Genomic DNA, 21,342 nt, shown 5'->3' on the forward strand with positions numbered 1-21,342 from the left:
TGCTAATCGATCGTCTCCATTTCAAACTTGATCTGCGTCAAGCAGGAGAAAAAAGGGCGGCCGCGGCCGCCCTTTCCTGCAGTGGCCCGTTTCAGGCGACATCACGAGGCCCCGACCGCGCGTTTGGCCATCACTTTCACGAGATTGGCGCGATACTCGGCCGTGCAATGCAGGTCCGACATCAGATCCGACGAATCAATTACGACATCGGCAATCGCGCCCGGTGACCAGTCGCGCGCAAGCGCCTCCTCCAGCCCCGCATGTCGGAACACGCCGTTCGAACCCGCGCCGGTCACGGCAAGCCGCACGCCGGCCGGGCCTTTCGCGACGAAAACCCCGGTCATGGCAAACCGGGAAGCCGGGTTAGAAAACTTGGCATAGGCCGCCCGTTCCGGCGCCGTGAACCGGACGGCCGTAATGATCTCGCCCTCCTGCAACGCCGTCTCGAAGAGATCGACAAAGAAGTCGTCCGCCCCGATCTCACGGCGATCGGTAACGATGGTTGCGCCGAGCCCGAGCATCGCCGCCGGATAATCGGCCGCCGGGTCGTCATTGGCGATCGATCCGCCGATCGTGCCGAGATGACGGACGTGCGGATCACCGATCAATGAGGCGAGATGGCATAGGGCCGGACAGACCGAGCGGATAAGACTCGATTCCGCCACCTCGGCATGAGTGACGCCGGCGCCGATGGTGACCGACCGTCCATCGACGGAAATTCCCTTGAGCACGGGAATATGCCGAAGATCGATCAGGTCGGACGGTTGCGCGAGCCGCTGCTTCAGCGTCGCGATCAGCGTCTGACCGCCGGCGATGTACTTGCCGTCATCGGCTCCGGAAAGAAGCCGGCCCGCTTCCTCCAGGGAAGAGGCGCGATGATAGCTGGTTGGATAAAGCTGCATGAAACGTCCTCCCTCTTATTCCGCGGCCTGCAGCGCTGACCAGACCGCATTCGGCGTGGCGGGCATGTTGAGCCTGTTGTTCCCGATGGCATCCGTGATGGCGTTGATGAGCGCTGGCGGAGAACCGATGGCGCCGGCCTCGCCACAGCCCTTGATACCGAGCGGATTGCCCGGACATGGAGTGTTCTGGTGCGACACCACAAAGGAGGGCAGATCGTCGGCACGGGGCATGGCATAGTCCATGTAGCTTGCCGTCAGGAGCTGCCCGTTCGACGGATCGTAGTGAACGCCTTCGAGCAGCGCCTGCCCGATGCCCTGAGCAATACCGCCGTGCACCTGTCCCTCGACGATCATCGGATTGATGATATTTCCGAAATCGTCGGCCGCGACGAACTTCTCAATCGTGGTCTTGCCCGTTTCCGGGTCCACCTCGACCTCGCAGATGTAACAGCCGGCCGGGAAGGTGAAGTTGGAAGGATCGTAGAACGCTCCTTCTTTCAATCCGGGCTCCATGCCTGCCGGCAGATTGTGCGCGGTATAGGCGGCGAGCGCCACCTGGAACCACGGCAGCGTCTTGTCGGTGCCGGCCACCTTCAGTTCGCCGTTTTCGATGACGATATCGCGTTCGTCTGCTTCCATCAGATGGGCGGCAATCTTCTTGGCCTTGGCCTCGACCTTGTCGAGCGCCTTGACGATCGCGGACATGCCAACCGCCCCGGAGCGGGAACCATAGGTTCCCATGCCCATCTGTACCTTGTCGGTATCGCCGTGAACAATGGAAACATTGTCGATCGGCACTCCGAGCCGGTCGGAAACGAGCTGCGCAAAAGTCGTCTCGTGCCCCTGGCCGTGACTGTGCGACCCGGTCAGCACTTCAACAGTTCCGACGGCATTGACCCTCACTTCAGCCGATTCCCAAAGGCCGACGCCAGCGCCGAGCGAACCCACCGCCTGGGACGGTGCGATACCGCAGGCCTCGATGTAGCAGCTCATGCCGATGCCGCGCCTCTTGCCACGCGCGGCCGCCTCCGCCCGCCGTGCAGGGAAACCTGCCCAGTCGGCCGCAGCCATCGCCGCCTCCAGCGAAGCATCGTAGTCGCCAGCGTCATAATTCATGATGACAGGCGTCTGGTGCGGGAAGGTGCGGACGAAATTCTGCCGCCGCAGTTCGGCTGGAGAAACACCGAGTTCGCGCGCGGCCGTTTCCATCGTCCGCTCCAGGAGGTAGGTCGCCTCCGGCCGGCCCGCGCCGCGATAAGCATCGACCGGCGCCGTATTGGTATAGACGGTCCGGACATTAGCGTGGATCGTCGGGATCGCATATTGGCCCGAAAGCAGCGTCGCATAGAGATAGGTCGGCACCGCCGACGAAAAGAGCGACATGTAGGCGCCGAGATTGGCGATGGTGTCGACCTTGAGGCCAATGATCCGGTTGTCCTTGTCGAAGGCCATCTTGACCTTGGACACGTGGTCACGGCCATGAGCGTCCGTCAGGAAGGCCTCCGTGCGATCGGAGGTCCACTTGACCGGCACGCCGGTCTTCTTCGATGCCCAGAGACAGACGATCTCCTCAGGATAGATATAGATTTTCGAGCCGAAGCCACCGCCGACATCGGGAGCGATGACGCGCAACTTGTGTTCCGGCGCGACGTTGTAGAAGGCGCTCATCACCAGACGCGCAACATGCGGGTTCTGGCTCGTCGTATAGCAGGTATAGTGATCTTCGGCCGCATCATAGATGCCGAGTGCCGCGCGCGGCTCCATCGGATTGGGCGAAAGGCGGTTGTTGTGGATCTCGATCTCGGTGACGTGCGCCGCGGAAGCAATGGCCTGGTCCGTTGCGGCGCTGTCGCCGATTTCCCAGTCGAAGATCAGATTGCCGGGCGCCTCCGGATGCAGTTGCGGCGCACCAGGCTTCAGGGCTTCGGGCGCCTCGGTCACGACAGGCAATTCTTCGTAATCGACCACCACCGCTTCCGCGGCATCATGGGCTTCCGCGGCGCTATCGGCCACCACGACCGCGACGGCATCGCCGACATAGCGCACCGTCTCGTGCGCCAACGGCCGCCAGGCGCCCATCTTCATCGGCGATCCATCCTTGGAATGGATCATCCAGCCGCAGATCAGGTTGCCGATGCCGTCCGCCAGCAGTTGCCTGCCGTCCAGAACGTCGATCACGCCGGGCATCGCCTTGGCGGCGGATGCGTCCACGCCCTTGATCCTGGCATGGGCATAGGGTGAACGCACGAAGTACGCATATTTCATTCCCGGCACGACCATGTCGTCCGTATACCGGCCCTTGCCTGTCAGGAAGCGCTTGTCTTCCTTGCGCGCCACGCGCGCACCAATTCCCTCAACACCCATGATTTCCTCCCGATGGCGTTCCCGGCCCGAAAATCCCTTCGTCGCGGCTCCTCAACCACGACGTCCGGCCGGAGGATGAAACGATTATTCGGCAGCCTGCCGTCTGCCATGCATTTCCGCATTGGCTGCCAGCACCGCCTTGACGATGTTGTGGTAGCCGGTGCAACGACAGATATTGCCTTCGAGTTCGTGGCGAACCGTCGCTTCGTCGAGGTGGCCGCCATGGCGGTTAATCATGTCCACGGCCGTCATCACCATGCCCGGCGTGCAGAAACCGCATTGCAGACCATGATGTTCCTTGAAGGCCGCCTGAACCGGATGAAGATCGCCACCGCTCGCCAATCCCTCGATGGTGGTGATGGTCGAGCCGGATGCCTGTACCGCCAGGATCGAACAGCTCTTCACCGATCTGCCATCCATATGCACCACGCAGGTGCCGCACTGGGTCGTGTCGCAACCGACATGGGTTCCGGTCAGGCCGAGCTTTTCACGAATGAAATGCACGAGCAGCGTTCGATCCTCGCACTCACCGCTCACCGAACGGCCGTTCACCGTCAGCGTTACTTTTGCCATATTGTTCCTCCTCGTGTCTCTCCCGGACACGAGGAGCATCATTTGACTTTTTCACATCATCTTCAACCTGTACTTTAATGCATGTCCGAAAATTATATTTCGCGGCGCAACAAAAGCGGCCCACATTATTGAAACCCCAAGCATGTCCTGGACTGGAGCCGCGTCCTCGACTTTGATCTCCATGGACTTTCCCGATTTGACGGCTATTCTGCAGGCACGGTCGTCATGACAATGCCTGCGAAACGGGCACGACCGATGCAGGGGCCGGTTTTTCCGGACGCGTAACCAGTGGAGAAGAAACGCATGAAAAAAGCTCTTGTGCTCGTACTGCTCGGCCTTTCGGTCGCAGGCTGCACGCAGACCGAAAAGGGCGCTGCCATCGGCGCGGCTTCGGGCGCAATCATCGGCGGAGCAATTACCGGCGACGTCCGGGGTGCAGCCGTAGGTGCCGCCATTGGTGGCGTGTCCGGCGCCGTCATCGGCAATGTGGCAGACCAGCCCGGCCAGTGCTACTACCGCGACCGCTACGGTCGCCGCTACATCGACTCGTGCCCGCGCGGCGGCTACTGAGGTCCGATATAGGGAGGGTCCGGCATTGTCCGGCCCCTCTCCTTGATTCGTTTTTCTCTAAAAAGTATGTCCCATCCGGTCATTTGCGTCTAAACTGGAGAGGGTTGAGCGGAATTGTCCGTACGGCCGATCCCGTTTTTGAGCAAAGTAGTGCATGCCGAGTAGATTGAGACCACCGATAGGACGTATCGCGTTTCGGACGGCTGGCACTGCATTCACGCTTGCTGCAATCCTCTGCTTTTCGCTGGTCTTTGCCGACGAAGCCTACGCATTCAAGATTTTTGGCATTACCATCTTCGGTGACGACGAAGCGGAGGTCACAGTCCTCGATCCCGTCCGCTATACCGTCTCTTTCGATACCGACAGTTCCGACAAGGAACTCGCCGACGCACTGAACCGCACTTCGCTCCTCGTCAGCGACGAGAAAAAACCGGTTTCCGGAGATCTCGGCGTGGTCATCAAGGCGCGCGACGACCGGGACCGGCTGATCGCAACTCTTTACGAAAATGCCCGTTACGGCGGAGTTGTCACAGTCACCGTCGCGGGTCAGAATCTCGACCTGCTGCCGCCGAATCCGTCCTTCGATCGCTCGGCTCCGGTTCCGGTCTCCGTCAGAATCGACCCCGGCCCTCTCTTCACACTCGGCGACGTCAGGCTGGAGGGGGATGCCGCGCGGCTCGACCCGACCGCATACGATCTTCGCACCGGCGGTCCGGCCGGCTCGCTGGTGATTCTGAAAGCCGGCAACAAGATCGTGGACGACCTGAAGGCAGAAGGCAGGCCGCTGGCGGAGCTGACGAAACGCGAGGTGGTCGCCGATCACGAGACGAACACCATCGACGTCGTACTTGCCGCCGAGGCCGGTCCCGTGGCGCCGCTTGGACCGATTGTCGTCAAGGGTGCCCGCAAGGTCGACGAGGCCTTCATCCGCCGATATTCGCGGCTCCAGCCGGGCCAGCAATATTCGCCCGAGCAGTTGCGCAAGGCCGGCGAGCGGCTCCGCGTGCTCGGCGTATTCTCCAGCGTGACCATCGAGCAAGCCGACAAGCTCGCGAGCGATGGCACGCTGCCGCTCGGAATTATCGTATCGGAAGGCAAGCACCGCTATTTCGGTTTCGGCGCCAGCATGTCCTCGATCGACGGCCTCGGTCTGCAGGGCTATTGGGGCCATCGCAACCTCTTCGGCCAGGCGGAATCGCTGCGGCTGGAAGGAACGGTCAGTGGCCTCGGCGACGGAAACATCATCGACGACCTCGACTATTCCGCCGGCATAACCTTCATAAAGCCCGGTGCCTTCTTCCCGTCCGCGACGCTGGAAGCCAGCATCAAGGGTACGACGCTCACCACGGATTCCTACGACGCGAATTCCATTGCCGGAAAGGTCACCCTCGCCTACGAGATCAGTGACTACGATACCGTCAGCGGCGGTCTTTCGCTGACCTATGACGACATCGACGACGCCTTCGGCAATAACAGCTACCTGACATTCGGGCTCCCCATCGGCTATATTCGCGATACGCGAGACAACAAGCTCAACCCGACCGAGGGCTACTATGCATCGCTGACTGCGATCCCGAGCTACGAGATCACCGGGAGCACCTTCTTTTCGTCCTTCGAAGGCTCGGTCTCCGGCTATTACGGCATCGGTGCGGAAGATCACGTGGTTCTTGCCGCGAAACTGTCGGCCGGAACCCTGCTCGGCGCCGGCGACCTGAAAGCCATTCCGGCGACGCGCCGCTTTTTTGCCGGAGGCGGAGGCTCGGTGCGGGGTTACGCCTACCAGGAGATTTCTCCCTATAACGACAATGACGACGCAACGGGCGGTCGTTCTTATGCCCTTGGCTCCTTCGAGGCGCGGGTGAACATCACGGAGAGGATCGGAATCGTGCCTTTTCTCGACATCGGCAGCGTCTCGACGGCGAATTTTCCGGATTTCTCCGATCTGCGCATGGGAGCGGGCATAGGCCTGCGCTATATGACGCCATTCGGACCATTGAGACTTGATGTCGCCATGCCGCTCGACCGCTATGACGGCGGCAGCCAATACGGCATTTATGCCGGGATCGGGCAGAGTTTCTGATGGACCGTCACGACAGGAAGACGAAACCCGGATGCTGAAGCGCCTGATCATATGGATCCGTCGATTGTTCGCCTATACGGCAGGCGGAACGCTTGCGCTCGCCATCGTCGCGATCCTGTTCGGCGGCTTCACGACGGCCGGCGCCGGCATGGTCACCAACTGGCTCTCGGCCATGCTTTCGACACCCGAGCGACGCATCACCATCGACGGTGCCGGGCCACTGCTGACAGGCGCACTGCGCGTCGAGCACCTGGCGATCGCCGATGGCGAGGGCGTCTATGCGGAGATCGACAATCTGGCGCTCGACTGGACCCCGCTGGATCTTCTATCGGGCACCTTCCGGGCCCTGCGCCTGGCCGCAGACAGGGTGAAGATCGACCGCCCGCCTGTCGTATCCGCCGGACAGACCCAAAACGACGGCGGATTTTCCCTGCCGGTCGCGATTGCCATCAAGAAACTGGAGCTGCCGGCGATCGATATCGGTGCCGCGCTTGCAAGTCGGGACGTCCGTCTCTCTCTCACCGGTTCCGGCAGGGCTTCCGGCGACACGATAACCGCGCACATCGAGGCACAGCGTCCCGGCTCACCTGAAACAAGCCTGCGTGCCGATTTCGTTTACGCACCCGCAAAGAACCGTCTGCAGGTCGCCGCCAATCTCGCGGAACCTTCCGGCGGGCTCCTCGCCAACCTGCTGAAGTTGCCGGGCGCACCCGCTGTCGATCTGACCGTCGACGGTGACGGACCGCTGTCCGACTGGCAAGGAAAGATTGCTGCAAAGCTCGATGGACGGCCTACCCTCGCCGTCCAGGCGACCCACCGACAATCAACCGATGGCACCCGCCGCATTCTGGTCGAGGGCGGCGGCCGGTTCGATGCCATACTCCCACCGGGATTGCGGCCGCCCTTTGCCGACGAAACGACAATCGATCTCGATGCGAGCCTCACCCGCAATGGCGCAATCCAGATCGACCGTGGCGCCTTGTCGACCGGAGCGCTCTCCCTTTCCGCATCAGGGCGTTATGATCCCGAAGGAGAAAATGATCTTTCGGCCGAGCTCACTGGACTGAAAGGCCCCGTCGATTTCAGCTATGAAAGCAATGGAGAAGCCGTCACTGCAGCCATCCGGGAAGCGAGCCTCTCGCTGCGCGGCCGTGCCGACGCCGCCCTCTTCGAAATGTCCGCCAAGCTGGACAAGGTGAAGGCCGCCCAAGGCGAATTCGCCGGGCTTGCCCTGGAGGCGAAGAGCAGGGCCTTCAACCTGACGAACATGACCGGCCGCATCGAAACGATGGTGACCCTGACCGGCATGCAGTTTGTCAACGCCGAACTCAACCGTCTCCTGCAGGCGCCGATGACGTTGAAGGCGCCGATCGTACTTGCCGCAACCGCGGTCGGGCTGGAGGCCGCCACCATCGAGAGCGCCAGCATAGGGGGCACCGTGGTCGGTCAATATGCGCTTGAGGACAAGCGCCTGACCGGCCGCTTCGAACTCTTCGGCATTCCCGGCATTCTTCCGGATGCCGTCGCCGCCAAGCTGCGCGACACCATCCGCGTCTCTGGCAACCTCAACTACAATCTTCCGCAGGATATCAGGCTGAACAACCTGAAGATCACCACCAATCTTGGGGAAGCCACGGGCAATATCGAACTCGACGCGGAAAAAAAGCTGACCGCCGATCTCGCCGGCCGCATTGCCGATATCGGCGCGATCGTAGAAAACACCACCGGGCCCTCCGATTTCTCGCTCGCCGCAAGCGGACCTTTGGAGGCGCTGATTGCCCGTCTTTCGCTCCGAAGCGACGCTGCAACGGTCGCGGGCCGCAAGCTTGAGGGCTTCACGGTCGATGTCGAGGGCACGGCGGACAAGACAGCTCCGAAGGGAACCCTGCGGATGGCCGGCCGTATCGACGAACAGCAGGTACAGGGCACGGCGGATCTCGTTGCCGAAAATGGCCGCTCCGCCATTCCGGCCCTGAACATCACCGTCGGCAGCAACAGGCTGGACGGCGCAATCGCCTTTTCACCCGCTTTCCTGCCGTCGGGGAACCTGACATTCGATTTTCCTGACATCGGCCTGCTCGCTGCCTTCGCCGGACAGACGGCGGCCGGTGATCTCAAGGGCACGATCGCCCTGCAGGAAAATAACGGAAAGCTGGCCGCGCAGATCGCCGCTTCCGGCTCAAATCTCAAGCGGGACACCCTTGCGGTAGCCAAGCCCGACCTGCGGCTGAATATCTCCGATCTCGCCGCTTTCGCGGTCGAGGGAACAATCTCCGCGGCCGAGGTCAAGAGCGGGACGAACCGGGTCGAGAATCCCAATCTTTCCTTCAACCGTCAGGGCAGCCGTACCGCTTTCGATCTGAACGCCCGCTACGATGCGAGTCCTCTTGTCGTGACAGGCAGCGTCGAGCAGCAGGAGGGCGGGATGGCTATCGCTCTCGACAAGGCGTCCGCGACACCCAGTGGCATCTCCCTGAAACTCGCGCGGCCGGCCGCACTGCGCCTGAGCGAAGGAACCTTGACCATCAGGACGGCCACGATCGTCGCCGGCAGTGGCTCGGTCGACATCAAGGGCAGCGCCGGTCACGAGCTTGATCTGACCGTAACGCTTGACCGGCTACCGGCCTCGCTGGCGGCAAAGGCAGCACCGAACCTATCGCCGGAGGGCGTCATATCCGGCACGTTGACGGTCAAGGGTCCGACCGCCGCCCCCGCTCTCGCCTATCGTCTCGACTGGGCAAATGCCGGTATCGCGCAAACCAGGTCGTCCGGCATCGGCACTTTCTCCGTCTCCGCGAACGGCGAGTTCAAGGATCAGAATCTTTCCCTCGACACCAGGGTCACCGGCCAGCAGGGGTTGGCCTTTGCCGGCGGGGGAACGTTGGGGCTGGCCGGAAGCCGGCCGATCAACATGAAATTCACCGGCAACCTGTCCTTCGCAGCCCTGGGAAGCATCCTCTCCGGCCAAGGCCTGGTGCTCGAGGGCAATGCCACAGCCGATGTGGCCATTACCGGCAATGCCGGCGCGCCCGAAATCAACGGTACGGCGAGAACCGCCGGCGCTAGACTGATCGATGTCCGCCGCAACCTTGCGCTCGAACAGCTGGCCGCCACAGTCAGCCTTCGCGGCGACCGGGCGGACATCACCGAACTCACCGGCAAACTGGCAAGCGGCGGTCGCATTTCCGGCAGCGGCACAATCGACATCCGTGCACCGGGGCTGCCGGCCGATATCGCCATCACGCTGGACAAAGCCGTCTATGTCGACGGAACGATGGTCGCCAGCACGGCCGACGGCAAACTTGCCCTCAAGGGACCGCTGCTCAACAATCCCGTGCTTTCTGGAACCATTTCACTTTCCAGGACCGCGATCACCATCCCTGAGAAATTGCCCGCCAGTCTTTCCCAGCTCGATATCCGGCACAAGAACGCGCCGGCTGCCGTCAGGAGCCAGATGGCCAAGGTCACCAAGAGCGAAGAGCACGGCTCCTCCTCCACCATTGCGCTGGATCTCACCGTTTCGTCGCCGACGCAGATCTTTGTGCGCGGGCGCGGGATCGATGCAGAACTCGGTGGTACGGTGCGGGTCACCGGAACGGCGGCAGCGCCAAATGTCTCCGGCGCCTTCGATCTGAGGCGCGGCCGCATGTCTATCCTGACCAAGCGGCTGGAATTCACCGAAGGCACGATCACCTTCGGCGGCGGTCTCATTCCGATCCTCGACATGGAAGCCAGCACGACATCGGGCACCACCACGATCACCATCAAGATAGCCGGTTTCGCCAACGATCCAGCGGTTTCCTTCTCCTCCTCTCCCGCATTGCCACAGGACGAAATTCTGGCACAGCTGATCTTCGGCCAGTCGATGTCACGCCTCTCCGCTCTGCAGATCGCCCAGCTCGCCGACGCGGCAAGCCAGCTCGCCGGCGGCCGCTCGACCTCGCTTTTCCAGAGCCTGCGCTCCACACTCGGTGTGGACGACCTCGATATTTCCACCGACGAGACCGGCCAGACCAATGTCAGCGCCGGCAAATACCTGAATAACCGCACCTATATCGAGCTGCAGCAAAGCGGCTCGGGTCAGAGCAAGGCCGTCATCAACCTCGACGTCGGCCGCGGCGTGAAGCTGAAGGGCGAAGCGGGAGCGGAAGGCGCGGGTGGCGGTATCTTTTACGAAAAAGAATATTGATCGGGACGACGTCGATCGGGAGAGCATCGTTCGATCGCTGTCCCCGCCCTCGTCTCAACCGACCTTGCTGGACTTCAGCAGAATACTCGATTCCGTCGTATTTATACCCTCGATCAGGCGTATGCGCCGCAGGGTCTCGTCGAACGAAGCAAGGTCGCGATCCTCCAGTTCGGCGATGAAATCCCATCGGCCATTGGTGCTGTGGAGCGCCCTGACCTGCGGCAGACCCCGCAGCTGATGGGCCACCCGATCGGCAAACTTGCCGATGACTTCGATCATCGCAATCGCCCTGACGCCGGCCGGCCTGATCTCGCTGCCGGTCCGGATCGTGAAGGCCGCGATCGTGCCATCCGCCACCATCCGCTCGATGCGCGCAGCCACCGTCGCACGCGATGCGCCCGTCATCGCCGCCAGAGACGAGGCGGAAATCCTTGCATTGTGGCGCAAAGCGCCGAGGATATCGCGATCGAGATCATCCATACGTACATTCTGTCAATCAAGTTCTGCACTTTGCGCAATTTAACTGACTTTCCGACGATTTTCCATCTTTTTGCCAACGGCGACCTCGGCAAGAATTCCGGCTTTCAGCGCCAGTTCCGAAGGAGATGCGGATGACAGAAAAGAAGGCGGCAACACTCATTGGCGTTCCCCTTGAAGAAGGCTCCGGTCGTGGTGGTTGCGCCATGGGGCCGGCTGCGCTGCGCATCGCCGGCATCGGCCACGCACTCGGCGAACTCGGCTATGCCGTCACCGATATCGGCGACCTGCGTCCGGCGCCTGCGACGGACCTCCCTCGCCATCAAAACGCCCGGCATCTGCCCGTCGTCGCCGCCTTCACGCGCGCGCTGGACGAGCACACCTACCAGGCGGCCCGTGCCGGAACCGTTCCCATCCTTCTCGGCGGCGATCACAGCCTTTCGATGGGCAGCGTTTCGGGCATGGCGCGCCATGCCGCGGAACTCGGCCGTCCGCTCTATGTGCTGTGGTTGGACGCCCACGCCGATTTCAATTCTCCTGAGACCTCGCCTTCCGGCAACATGCACGGCATGCCGGTCGCATTCTTCTGCGGCAAGGCCGAGTTCGCGCCCATCCTGCCAGGCGGCCGTCCTCTCGTCGATCCGAAGCACGTCTACCAGGTCGGCATCCGGTCCGTCGATGACGAGGAACGGGTGGCGATCATGAAAAACGGCGTCAAGGTTTTCGACATGCGCGCCATCGACGAGGAGGGCATAGGAGCGATCGTGCGCCGCATCATCGCCGAGGTCTCCGACGCCAACGGCCTGCTGCATGTCAGCCTTGACGTGGATTTCCTCGATCCGGATGTTGCGCCGGGCGTCGGCACCACCGTGCCGGGAGGAGCCACCTTCCGCGAGGCCCACCTCGTCATGGAAACGCTGCACGACAGCGGGCTCGTCTCCTCCCTCGATCTGGTTGAACTCAATCCCTTTCTTGATGATCGGGGCAAGAGTGCCCGTGTGATGGTCGAACTGGCGGCGAGTCTTTTCGGCCGCCGCGTCCTGGACCGCCCCACCCGTGCCGCCTGACCGGCCAGGAGATCCCGGACATCCCCATCGTCCGGGATCGGATACCCCAGCACCACGAAGACAAACCGCCAGATTTCGCACTGACGTAACGACATGTATGTCAGGGATCAAAGGGGATGTCAGTGAAACCCGATCGGGGTCTTGATCGAGCCGATCGAGCGGGATACGGCGCCTGCACCCTTTTCAGCCACCTGGGCGATTATCGAAAAATTATGCGCGCTAAGGATGAAATATTAACGCGAGCAGTGAATTAAATTTATACCTGAAAAAATATATAAGAGAGTATTTCATCTAAATATTACCGAGGGTTGATTTGATAATATTCATCAACCATCGGTAATTAAAAGCATAAAACTACAGTTGGACCGTGGCTACCGAAAACCCACAACGATATTTTAACTAAAATACATATAAAAATGCTTCGAATATGAAACAACTCCCAGGGTAAATCTCGGGAGCGTGCGCCAGCTAGATTTGTCATTTGCAAACTCCAATCTGCTGACGCGATTGAAACGGAACCTCGAAGCAAAGGCGTTGATATGACCTTCCTGATGCCCTTCGGTTCGGATGCAAAGGCCATCCTCGCCGCGATGACGAAATCGCTCGCAATCATCGAATTTGATTTGCAGGGCAACATTCTCGATGCCAACGAGAATTTCTGTAGGGCGCTGGGCTACGAACTCGCCGAAATCAAAGGCAAGCATCATCGTATATTCTGTGAGCCCGCTTATGTAAGCTCTCCGGAATACAAAGATTTCTGGGCCAAGCTTGCTAAGGGCGAATTCGATGCGCGTGAATATAAGCGCATCGCGAAATCCGGAAAGGAAGTCTGGATCCAGGCGTCATACAATCCGGTCTTCTCCGGCGGCAAACCTTACAAGGTCGTGAAGTTCGCAACCGATATCACGGCGGCGAAGCTGAAGGCAGCCGAGGATGCCGGCAAGCTGGATGCGATCTCCCGGGCCCAGGCGATCATCGAATTCACGCCGGAAGGCGAAGTATTGAGCGCCAACGACAATTTTCTCACCACCCTCGGCTATACTCTGCCCGAGATCAGGGGCAAGCATCATTCGATGTTCTGCGAACCCTCCTATGTCCAGAGCAGCGACTACAAGCTCTTCTGGAAGAAACTCGCAAACGGCGATTTCGTCGCGGAAGAATTCAAACGCATCGGCAAGGGAGGCAAGATCGTCTGGATCCAGGCGTCCTACAATCCGATCTTCGACATGAACGGCAGGGTCTTCAAGGTCGTCAAGTTTGCGACAGACATCACCGAACGCGTGCGCGCCGTGGACGATCTGGCCGCCGGCCTGACCGCGCTGGCCAATGGCGACCTGACGGCAAGGATAGAGAAACCGTTCATTCCGACCCTCGAAAAGGTTCGACTGGACTTCAACGCGTCGATCGAGAAACTGCAGGCAGCCATGCGCACTGTCGGAGAAAATGCAGAGGGTATCGCCGCCGGTTCGGCGGAGATTCGTTCGGCGTCCGACAGCCTCGCAACGAGAACACAGCAGCAGGCGGCAGCCGTCGAGGAAACCGCCGCCGCCCTGGAAGAGATCACGCAGACCGTTGCCGACAGCTCGAAACGCGCCGGCGAGGCGGGACAACTGGTCGCCCGCACCAAGGCCGCCGCCGAGAAATCCGGCGCGGTGGTCAAGAACGCAATCGGCGCCATGGGTCAGATCGAAAACTCGTCCCATGAAATCTCCAATATTATCGGCGTGATCGACGACATCGCCTTCCAGACGAACCTTCTGGCGCTCAACGCTGGCGTCGAAGCCGCGCGCGCCGGCGAAGCCGGGAAGGGCTTTGCGGTCGTTGCCCAGGAAGTCCGCGAACTCGCCCAACGCTCCGCCAATGCGGCAAAGGAGATCAAGACGCTGATCAATACCTCCGGCGACCACGTCAAGAACGGAGTCTCGCTGGTCGGCGAGACCGGGAAGGCACTCGACCAGATCGTTGCGGAGGTCCAGGAAATCGATCGCAACGTGATGGCGATCGTCGAGGCGTCTCGCGAGCAATCGACGGCGCTTCAGGAGATCAACAAGGCCGTCAACGGCATGGACCAGAATACCCAGCAGAACGCAGGCATGGTCGAGGAAACGACCGCAGCAAGCCACAGTCTTGCGCGGGAGGCCGAAACGCTCCGCAATCTCCTGGCACAGTTTAGATTTGGGCAACACTCTTCCGTTACAGTCAAGGTAGCGCGTCCTGATGCCTCGCCCGTCGCATCCCCGGCACGCACTCTAATCGCAAAGGCAGCCCGCGCCACCGGCGGCGCGGCCGCTTCTGCCCAGGCACAGGAAAGTTGGGAAGAATTCTGATGGCAACGACGATCAACTCCACGACCTTCGGCGGGGAAACCCTCGAAATCATCGCCTTCCGCCTGCATGACCAGGAATTCTGCGTGAAGACGACCACCATCCGCGAAATCCGCGGCTGGGCTCCGTCGACACCGATCCCGCATGCCCCGGCCGACGTTATCGGCGTCATGAACCTGCGCGGTTCGGTGATCCCGATCATCGACCTCGCTTACAAGCTTGGCATGAAGAGCACCGTCGCCAACGAGCGGTCGGCCATCGTCGTTGCCGAAGTACACAACATGGTCATCGGCATGCTGGTCGATCGGGTTTCCGATATCCTCACCATCTCGTCGAGCCAGGTGCAGCCGGTTCCGGAAATCTCGGCCTCCTTCGACAAATCCTTCTCCGAAGGCATCATCGCCAACGAGAACGGCATGATCTGCTTCCTGAACCTTTCCAAAATGTTCAAGGGCAACGAAGCGGACGACCTCGCGGCCTGAGACGGCAAAAGAGACGGATTTCAAAGACCGGAAGGTCCCGCATTGCGGGACCTTCTGTTTTTTGGAACAGCCCTTTCCGAAAAGGATAAATCCAATCGGAGCATATCTTGCCGGACCAGTCAGGCAACGACCGGACGCTTGATCGCCTTGGAAGCTTGGATCACCAGCGGCAGCAGTCCCTCGCCGCCATGATCGATATGTTCAAACAGCTGGCGACGCATGCGCGGCTCCCAGAACCTGTTGATGTGGTTCGCAACTCCTTCTACCCGCACGCCTTCCGGCTGGGAGAGGAAGAAGGTGGCGATCTGGTTCGCCATGCGAACGAGTTTTTCCGATGTATCATGCGACATTGCTGGCAACTCCGGCGACGATGCGTTCTGGTCCGGTGAAAACTTCAAAATCCTGGCCGCGCGCAATTCCGATCATGGTCATGCCCGCCTCCTCCGCCGTGCGGATGGCAAGCGCCGTCGGCGCCGAAATGGCAACAAGCACCGACGCGCCAAGGATCGCGGCCTTTTGCACCATCTCCACGGAAAGCCGGCTTGTGACGACCACGGCGCCCTCTTCCCCCTTTCGGCCCGCACGCAGCACCGCTCCGATGAGCTTGTCCAGCGCATTGTGGCGGCCGACATCCTCACGCAGCGCAATCAGACCCTCGCCGGGCACGAAGAAACCGGCTCCGTGTACGGCATGGGTTTCGCGATTGAGCAACTGCGCGCGACCAAGCGCCGCCATGGCCTCCTCGATATCCGAAGGCGTTATTAACCCGAAGCCCGAGGCAGCCACACGCGGCACGGGACGGCTCGCCTGCTCGATCGATTCGATACCGCAAAGACCGCATCCGACCGGGCCTGCCATTCGCCGCCGGCGCGCCGTCAACGCTTCCGCCGTCACGTCCCGCAATGTCACCTGAACATCGATCCCCGCCCCGGCTTCGATCGGTTCGACGGCGATGATGTCATCCGGCGAAACGATAATTCCTTCCGCCAGCGAAAACCCGAAGGCGAAATCCTCAAGATCGGCAGGCGTCGCCATCATGACCGCATGGGTGGAACCGCGATAGGAAAAAGCGATCGGCATCTCCTCCGGCACGACGCGCGAGCCGGAACGGACGACACCATTGCGACTGGCGATTTCCGGAACCGTCGCGGTGGTCTTCAATGCGCTCACGGGTCCGCTCCCCTGCCCTGCGGAATGCTTCTCACTCGGCCGCCTCCAGCTTGCCGGCGATGCGCCGCGAACGGCGCGACAGCTCTTCATAATCCTGCTGCCATTCCGTCGGACCGTTGGACGGCGACACCTGCACCGCCGTCACCTTGTATTCCGGGCAGTTAGTCGCCCAGTCGGAATAGTCCGTGGTGATGACATTCGCCTGCGTGTCCGGATGGTGGAAGGTGGTGTAGACCACGCCCGGAGCCACGCGCTCGGTAATCAGCACACGAAGCGTTGTATCGCCGGAACGGCTGGCAAGCTTGACCCAGTCGCCGTCCTTGATGCCCCGCTGCTCGGCGTCGTGCGGATGGATTTCCAGCCGGTCCTCCGCGTGCCAGGTGACATTGTCCGTCCTGCGGGTCTGCGCCCCGACATTGTACTGCGACAGGATACGGCCGGTCGTCAGAAGCAACGGGAAACGCGGCCCGGTCCGTTCGTCGGTCGCGACATATTCGGTCCGGATGAACTTGCCCTTGCCGCGCACGAAGCCGTCGACATGCATGATCGGCGATCCTTCGGGGAACTTCTCGTTGCACGGCCACTGAACGGAGCCGACCTTCTCCAGATAGTCGTAGGAAACGCTGGCGAAGCTCGGCGTCGTCGCGGCGATCTCGTCCATGATTTCGGACGGATGCTTGTAGTTCCAGTTGAGACCCATGGCCTGGGCGAGCTTCTGGGTGATCTCCCAGTCGCCATAGCCGTTCTTCGGCGTCATCACCTTGCGCACGCGGTTGATACGCCGCTCGGCATTGGTGAAGGTGCCGTCCTTTTCGAGGAAGGTCGAGCCCGGGAGGAAGACATGGGCATAATTGGCCGTCTCGTTGAGGAAAAGATCCTGCACCACCACGCACTCCATCGCGGCAAGCCCGGCAGAGACATGCTTGGTATCCGGATCGGACTGGAGGATGTCTTCACCCTGGATATAGATACCCTTGAAAGTGCCGTCGACGGCTGCGTCCAGCATATTCGGAATGCGCAGGCCCGGCTCATTGTCGAGCTTGACGCCCCAGAGTTTTTCGAAGGTCTCCCGCGTCGCATCGTCGGAGATGTGGCGATAACCCGGAAGCTCGTGCGGGAAGGAACCCATGTCACAGGAACCCTGCACGTTGTTCTGACCGCGCAGCGGATTAACGCCGACACCCGGCCGGCCGATATTGCCGGTCGCCATCGCAAGATTGGCGATCGCCATGACCGTGGTGGAACCCTGGCTGTGTTCGGTCACGCCCAGGCCGTAATAGATGGCGCCATTGCCGCCGGTAGCAAAGAGCCTTGCGGCGCCGCGCACGAGATCGGCCGGAACGCCGGTAAATTGCTCGGTCTCTTCGGGGCTGTGCTGCGGCTCGGCGACAAACGCCGCCCAGTCCTCGAATTCCGACCAGTCGCAACGCTCACGAATGAACGTCTCGTCGCACAGGCCTTCCGTGACGATGACATGGGCGAGCGCCGTCATCACCGCGACATTGGTGCCGGGCTTCAGCGGCAGATGGTAGGCAGCCTCGACATGCGGGCTGCGCACGATATCCGTGCGGCGAGGATCTACGACAATCAGCTTGGCGCCTTGGCGCAACCGCTTCTTCAGCCGCGAACCGAATACCGGATGGCCGTCCGTAGGATTGGCACCGATGACCATGACGACATCGGAATGCTCGACGGAATCGAAATCCTGCGTACCGGCCGAGGTGCCGAAAGCCTGACCGAGACCGTAACCCGTCGGCGAATGGCAGACGCGGGCGCAGGTATCGACATTGTTGTTGCCGAAGCCGGCGCGGATCAGCTTCTGGACGAGGAAGGTCTCTTCATTGGTGCAACGAGACGAGGTGATGCCGCCGATCGAATCCTTTCCATACTGATACTGGATGCGGCGGAATTCGCTCGCCACATGGGCATAAGCCTCTTCCCAGGTGACCTCGCGCCAGGGGTCGCTGATCTTTTCACGGATCATCGGACTGAGGATGCGGTCCTTGTGGCTGGCATAGCCATAGGCAAAACGGCCCTTGACGCAGGAATGGCCGCGATTGGCCTTGCCGTCCTTCCACGGCACCATGCGCACCAGTTCCTCACCGCGCATTTCGGCCTTGAACGAGCAGCCAACGCCGCAATAGGCACAAGTGGTGACCGCCGAATGCTCCGGCTGGCCGATGGCTATCACCGATTTTTCCGTCAGCGTGGCGGTCGGGCAGGCCTGCACGCAGGCGCCGCAGGAGACGCATTCGGAATCGAGGAAATGCTCGTGCATGCCCGGCGATACGCGACTATCGAAGCCGCGGCCCTCGATTGTCAGGGCAAACGTGCCCTGCACTTCCTCGCAAGCACGCACACACCGCGAGCAGACGATGCATTTCGACGGATCGTAAGTGAAATAGGGGTTCGATTCATCCTTCGCCATCCAGCGCGCATTCACCTCGCCGAGGCCGTCGCGCGCCTTGACGTGATTGTTGCCATCATAACCATAGCGCACGTCGCGAAGGCCAACGGCGCCTGCCATGTCCTGCAATTCGCAATCGCCGTTGGCAGCGCAGGTCAGACAGTCGAGCGGATGATCGGAGATATAGAGTTCCATCACCCCCTTGCGGATCTGCTTCAGGCGATCCGTCTGCGTATGCACGACCATTCCCGGCGCGCAGGGCGTGGTGCAGGAGGCCGGGGTGCCGTTGCGCCCCTCGACCTCGACGAGACAGAGGCGGCACGAGCCGAAGGCTTCGACCATATCGGTAGCGCAGAGTTTCGGCACCTGGATGCCCGCCTCCATGGAGGCGCGCATGATTGAAGTGCCCGCAGCCACCGTCACCTGCCGGCCGTCGATTGTCAGCGTCACCGTCTCTGTGGATTTCGATGCTGGCGTGCCGTAGTCGATTTCATGAATGAGAGACATGGCTTTACTCCGCTGCTTCAACGAGTGGGGTTGGCGCGAAATCCTCGGGGAAATGCGTCATGGCGCTCATCACCGGATAGGGCGTAAATCCGCCGAGTGCACAGAGCGAACCGAATTTCATCGTGTTGCAAAGGTCGGCGAGTAGAGCCCTGTTCTTTTCCGGCTCGATGCCGCGCGCAATCCTGTCCACCGTCTCGACGCCACGGGTCGAACCGATGCGGCAGGGCGTGCATTTTCCGCAGCTTTCGACCGCACAGAATTCCATGGCGAACCGCGCCTGCTTCATCATGTCCGCCGTGTCGTCGAACACCACGATACCCGCATGACCGATCAGGCCGTCTTTCGCCGCGAAAGCCTCATAGTCGAAGATCGTATCGAACAGGGAGGGTGGGAAATAGGCGCCGAGAGGCCCGCCGACCTGCACCGCCTTCACCGGACGACCGTTCGCCGTACCGCCGCCGATGTCATAGACAAGTTCGCCAAGCGTCAGACCGAAAGCCGTTTCATAGAGACCGCCATGCTTGACATTGCCGGCTAGCTGGATCGGGATCGTGCCGTGCGAGCGGCCGACGCCGTAGTCGCGATAGAAGGCGGCGCCCCGGTCCATGATGACCGGCACCGAGGCCAGCGATATGACGTTGTTGACGACCGTGGGACAGCCGAACAGTCCCTGCAGCGCCGGCAGCGGCGGCTTGGCCCGAACGATGCCGCGCTTGCCCTCAAGCGAGTTGAGCAGCGAGGTCTCTTCGCCGCAGACATAGGCGCCCGCGCCCATGCGCACTTCCATATCGAAAGTGTGGCCCGATCCCATGACCGAAGGACCGAGGATTCCGGCTTCCCGCGCGATCTCGATCGCCGCAGTCATCATGCGGATCGCATGCGGATATTCCGAACGGGTATAGACATAGCCCTTGGTCGCTCCGGTCGCGAGGCCGGCAATGGCCATACCCTCGATCAGAACGAAGGGGTCGCCCTCCATAACCATCCGGTCGGAAAATGTGCCGCTGTCGCCCTCATCCGCATTGCAGACGATGTACTTGCGATCACCCGGCGCATCGAGAACCGTCTTCCACTTGATGCCGGTCGGGAAACCCGCACCGCCACGGCCACGCAGGCCGCTGTCGGTCACCTGCTTGACGATATCGGCAGGCGCCATGGCAATCGCCTTTTCCAGCCCTTTCAGGCCCTGATAGCGACGGTAATCCTCCAGTGAAAGCGGATCGGTCACGCCGCAGCGCGAAAAAGTAAGGCGTGTCTGGCGCGCAAGAAAGGGAATATCCCTAGTCTGCCCCTGGAAGAGCGGGTGAACGCCGCCCTCAAGGAAATTCGCATCGAAGAGGCCGGGCACGTCCGCGGCTCTGACAGGGCCGTAGGCGATCCTGTGATGATCGACACGGACCTCGACAAGCGGTTCCAGCCATAGAAGACCGCGCGAACCGTTGCGCACCACATGCACATCGAGACTGCGTGTCTTTGCCTCGCGTTCGATCGCGGCGGCAACCTTGTCGGCACCGACGGCAAGTGCGGCAGAATCTCCGGGAACGAAAACGGTCACGGTCATCGGCGTGCCTCCGCAACAAGTTCGCCAAGACAGTCTTCATCGAGACGCCCACGCAACTCGCCATCCAGCATGGCGCTGGGCGCGCAGGCGCAGAGCCCGAGACAGAAGACCGGCTCGAGCGTCACGGCCCCGTCGGATGTGGTCTCGTGAAAGTCGATACCTAGAAGCGATTTGACCCGCTCGGCCAGTCCATCTCCGCCCATCGACTGACAGGCTTCGGCGCGACAGAGCTTCAGCACATGGCGACCGGCAGGGTGGGAGCGGAAATCATGATAGAAAGAAACGACGCCATGCACCTCCGCGCGGGAGAGATTGAGCGCCTGCGCGATCAACGGCTTGGCCTCTTCCGGCACGTAGCCGAACGTATCCTGTACGGCATGCAGGATCGGCAGCAGCGGGCCTTCCGTGCCCCGAAACTCGGAAATGATCGCAGACGTGCGAGACAGAACATCATCCGAAGACGATCTCACATTCATGTTCAGCCCTCCCAAACCGACACGAACATCACCAGCAGGCTGACTTTCGAAACCGGGCGCCGTCGTCGGATAAACTGGTCGTAACGTTGACGAAGACCGGAACTTGTCATTCCCAGCCGACCTTTACGGAGAATGAGCCTCCCCACCCGGCATGGTCAATAAAGCAGTCGTGTGGATTGATAGAAAAAATCTA

The 21,342-nt window shown here is 61.2% G+C and carries 15 protein-coding genes; 6 read left to right on the top strand and 9 right to left on the bottom strand.

Annotated features, from left to right (window positions below; translation table 11 throughout):
- Nucleotides 1-101: 101 nt before the first annotated feature.
- From ACLBKR_RS16880 to ACLBKR_RS16890, 3 genes are all read right to left on the bottom strand, one after another.
- Complete coding sequence (locus ACLBKR_RS16880) at nt 102-902, bottom strand: FAD binding domain-containing protein (protein WP_113338211.1); 801 nt, start codon at nt 900-902, stop codon at nt 102-104.
- A gap of 15 nt (nt 903-917) precedes the next feature.
- On the bottom strand, nt 918-3,266 hold the full coding sequence (locus ACLBKR_RS16885) for a xanthine dehydrogenase family protein molybdopterin-binding subunit (protein WP_113338210.1): 2,349 nt from the start codon (nt 3,264-3,266) through the stop codon (nt 918-920).
- An 84-nt stretch (nt 3,267-3,350) separates the two neighbouring features.
- Complete coding sequence (locus ACLBKR_RS16890) at nt 3,351-3,839, bottom strand: (2Fe-2S)-binding protein (protein WP_112830387.1); 489 nt, start codon at nt 3,837-3,839, stop codon at nt 3,351-3,353.
- Between the two features lie 303 nt (nt 3,840-4,142).
- On the opposite strand from ACLBKR_RS16890, the gene ACLBKR_RS16895 reads away from it, so the two are divergent.
- From ACLBKR_RS16895 to ACLBKR_RS16905, 3 genes are all read left to right on the top strand, one after another.
- Nucleotides 4,143-4,409, top strand: coding sequence for a YMGG-like glycine zipper-containing protein (locus ACLBKR_RS16895; RefSeq protein ID WP_112830388.1), 267 nt, complete (start codon nt 4,143-4,145; stop codon nt 4,407-4,409).
- Between the two features lie 154 nt (nt 4,410-4,563).
- Complete coding sequence (locus tag ACLBKR_RS16900) at nt 4,564-6,489, top strand: autotransporter assembly complex protein TamA (protein ID WP_414899744.1); 1,926 nt, start codon at nt 4,564-4,566, stop codon at nt 6,487-6,489.
- A gap of 31 nt (nt 6,490-6,520) precedes the next feature.
- The gene (locus tag ACLBKR_RS16905) at nt 6,521-10,678 is read left to right on the top strand and encodes a translocation/assembly module TamB domain-containing protein (RefSeq protein WP_113425524.1); all 4,158 of its coding nucleotides are present in this window, start codon (nt 6,521-6,523) and stop codon (nt 10,676-10,678) included.
- A 54-nt stretch (nt 10,679-10,732) separates the two neighbouring features.
- On the opposite strand, the gene ACLBKR_RS16910 is transcribed toward ACLBKR_RS16905, so the two are convergent.
- Nucleotides 10,733-11,158 (bottom strand): Lrp/AsnC family transcriptional regulator, encoded by a 426-nt coding sequence (locus ACLBKR_RS16910; protein WP_112830391.1) that lies wholly within the window; start codon nt 11,156-11,158, stop codon nt 10,733-10,735.
- A 125-nt stretch (nt 11,159-11,283) separates the two neighbouring features.
- Here ACLBKR_RS16910 and rocF point away from each other — a divergent pair, with 125 nt between their 5' ends.
- From rocF to ACLBKR_RS16925, 3 genes are all read left to right on the top strand, one after another.
- Nucleotides 11,284-12,222, top strand: a complete 939-nt coding sequence (gene rocF / locus ACLBKR_RS16915; RefSeq protein ID WP_414899747.1) for an arginase — start codon at nt 11,284-11,286, stop codon at nt 12,220-12,222.
- Between the two features lie 539 nt (nt 12,223-12,761).
- Nucleotides 12,762-14,549: a methyl-accepting chemotaxis protein gene (locus tag ACLBKR_RS16920; RefSeq protein ID WP_414899749.1), complete on the top strand. Its 1,788-nt coding sequence runs from the start codon at nt 12,762-12,764 to the stop codon at nt 14,547-14,549.
- Nucleotides 14,549-15,028, top strand: coding sequence for a chemotaxis protein CheW (locus ACLBKR_RS16925; RefSeq protein WP_112830394.1), 480 nt, complete (start codon nt 14,549-14,551; stop codon nt 15,026-15,028). The genes ACLBKR_RS16920 and ACLBKR_RS16925 overlap by 1 nt, the downstream gene beginning before the upstream one ends.
- A 119-nt stretch (nt 15,029-15,147) precedes the next feature.
- Here the strand turns inward: ACLBKR_RS16925 and ACLBKR_RS16930 are convergent, their stop codons facing one another.
- From ACLBKR_RS16930 to ACLBKR_RS16950, 5 genes are read right to left on the bottom strand one after another with little or no spacing between them, the layout of a single operon-like run.
- The gene (locus ACLBKR_RS16930) at nt 15,148-15,378 is read right to left on the bottom strand and encodes a formate dehydrogenase subunit delta (protein WP_113438931.1); all 231 of its coding nucleotides are present in this window, start codon (nt 15,376-15,378) and stop codon (nt 15,148-15,150) included.
- The gene (gene fdhD, locus ACLBKR_RS16935; protein ID WP_414899753.1) at nt 15,368-16,198 is read right to left on the bottom strand and encodes a formate dehydrogenase accessory sulfurtransferase FdhD; all 831 of its coding nucleotides are present in this window, start codon (nt 16,196-16,198) and stop codon (nt 15,368-15,370) included. Before fdhD ends, ACLBKR_RS16930 begins: the two co-directional genes overlap by 11 nt.
- Nucleotides 16,199-16,229: 31 nt before the next feature.
- Entirely contained in the window at nt 16,230-19,112 is a 2,883-nt protein-coding gene (gene fdhF / locus ACLBKR_RS16940) for a formate dehydrogenase subunit alpha (protein WP_113447410.1), read from the bottom strand.
- A gap of 4 nt (nt 19,113-19,116) precedes the next feature.
- The gene (locus tag ACLBKR_RS16945) at nt 19,117-20,673 is read right to left on the bottom strand and encodes a formate dehydrogenase beta subunit (RefSeq protein ID WP_113425518.1); all 1,557 of its coding nucleotides are present in this window, start codon (nt 20,671-20,673) and stop codon (nt 19,117-19,119) included.
- A complete protein-coding gene (locus ACLBKR_RS16950) occupies nt 20,670-21,149 on the bottom strand; it encodes a formate dehydrogenase subunit gamma (RefSeq protein WP_112830400.1) in 480 nt (159 codons plus the stop codon). Before ACLBKR_RS16950 ends, ACLBKR_RS16945 begins: the two co-directional genes overlap by 4 nt.
- Nucleotides 21,150-21,342: the final 193 nt, after the last annotated feature.

It is taken from the genome of Paenirhizobium cremeum (genome assembly GCF_047553425.1).
GTDB lineage: Bacteria > Pseudomonadota > Alphaproteobacteria > Rhizobiales > Rhizobiaceae > Allorhizobium > Allorhizobium cremeum.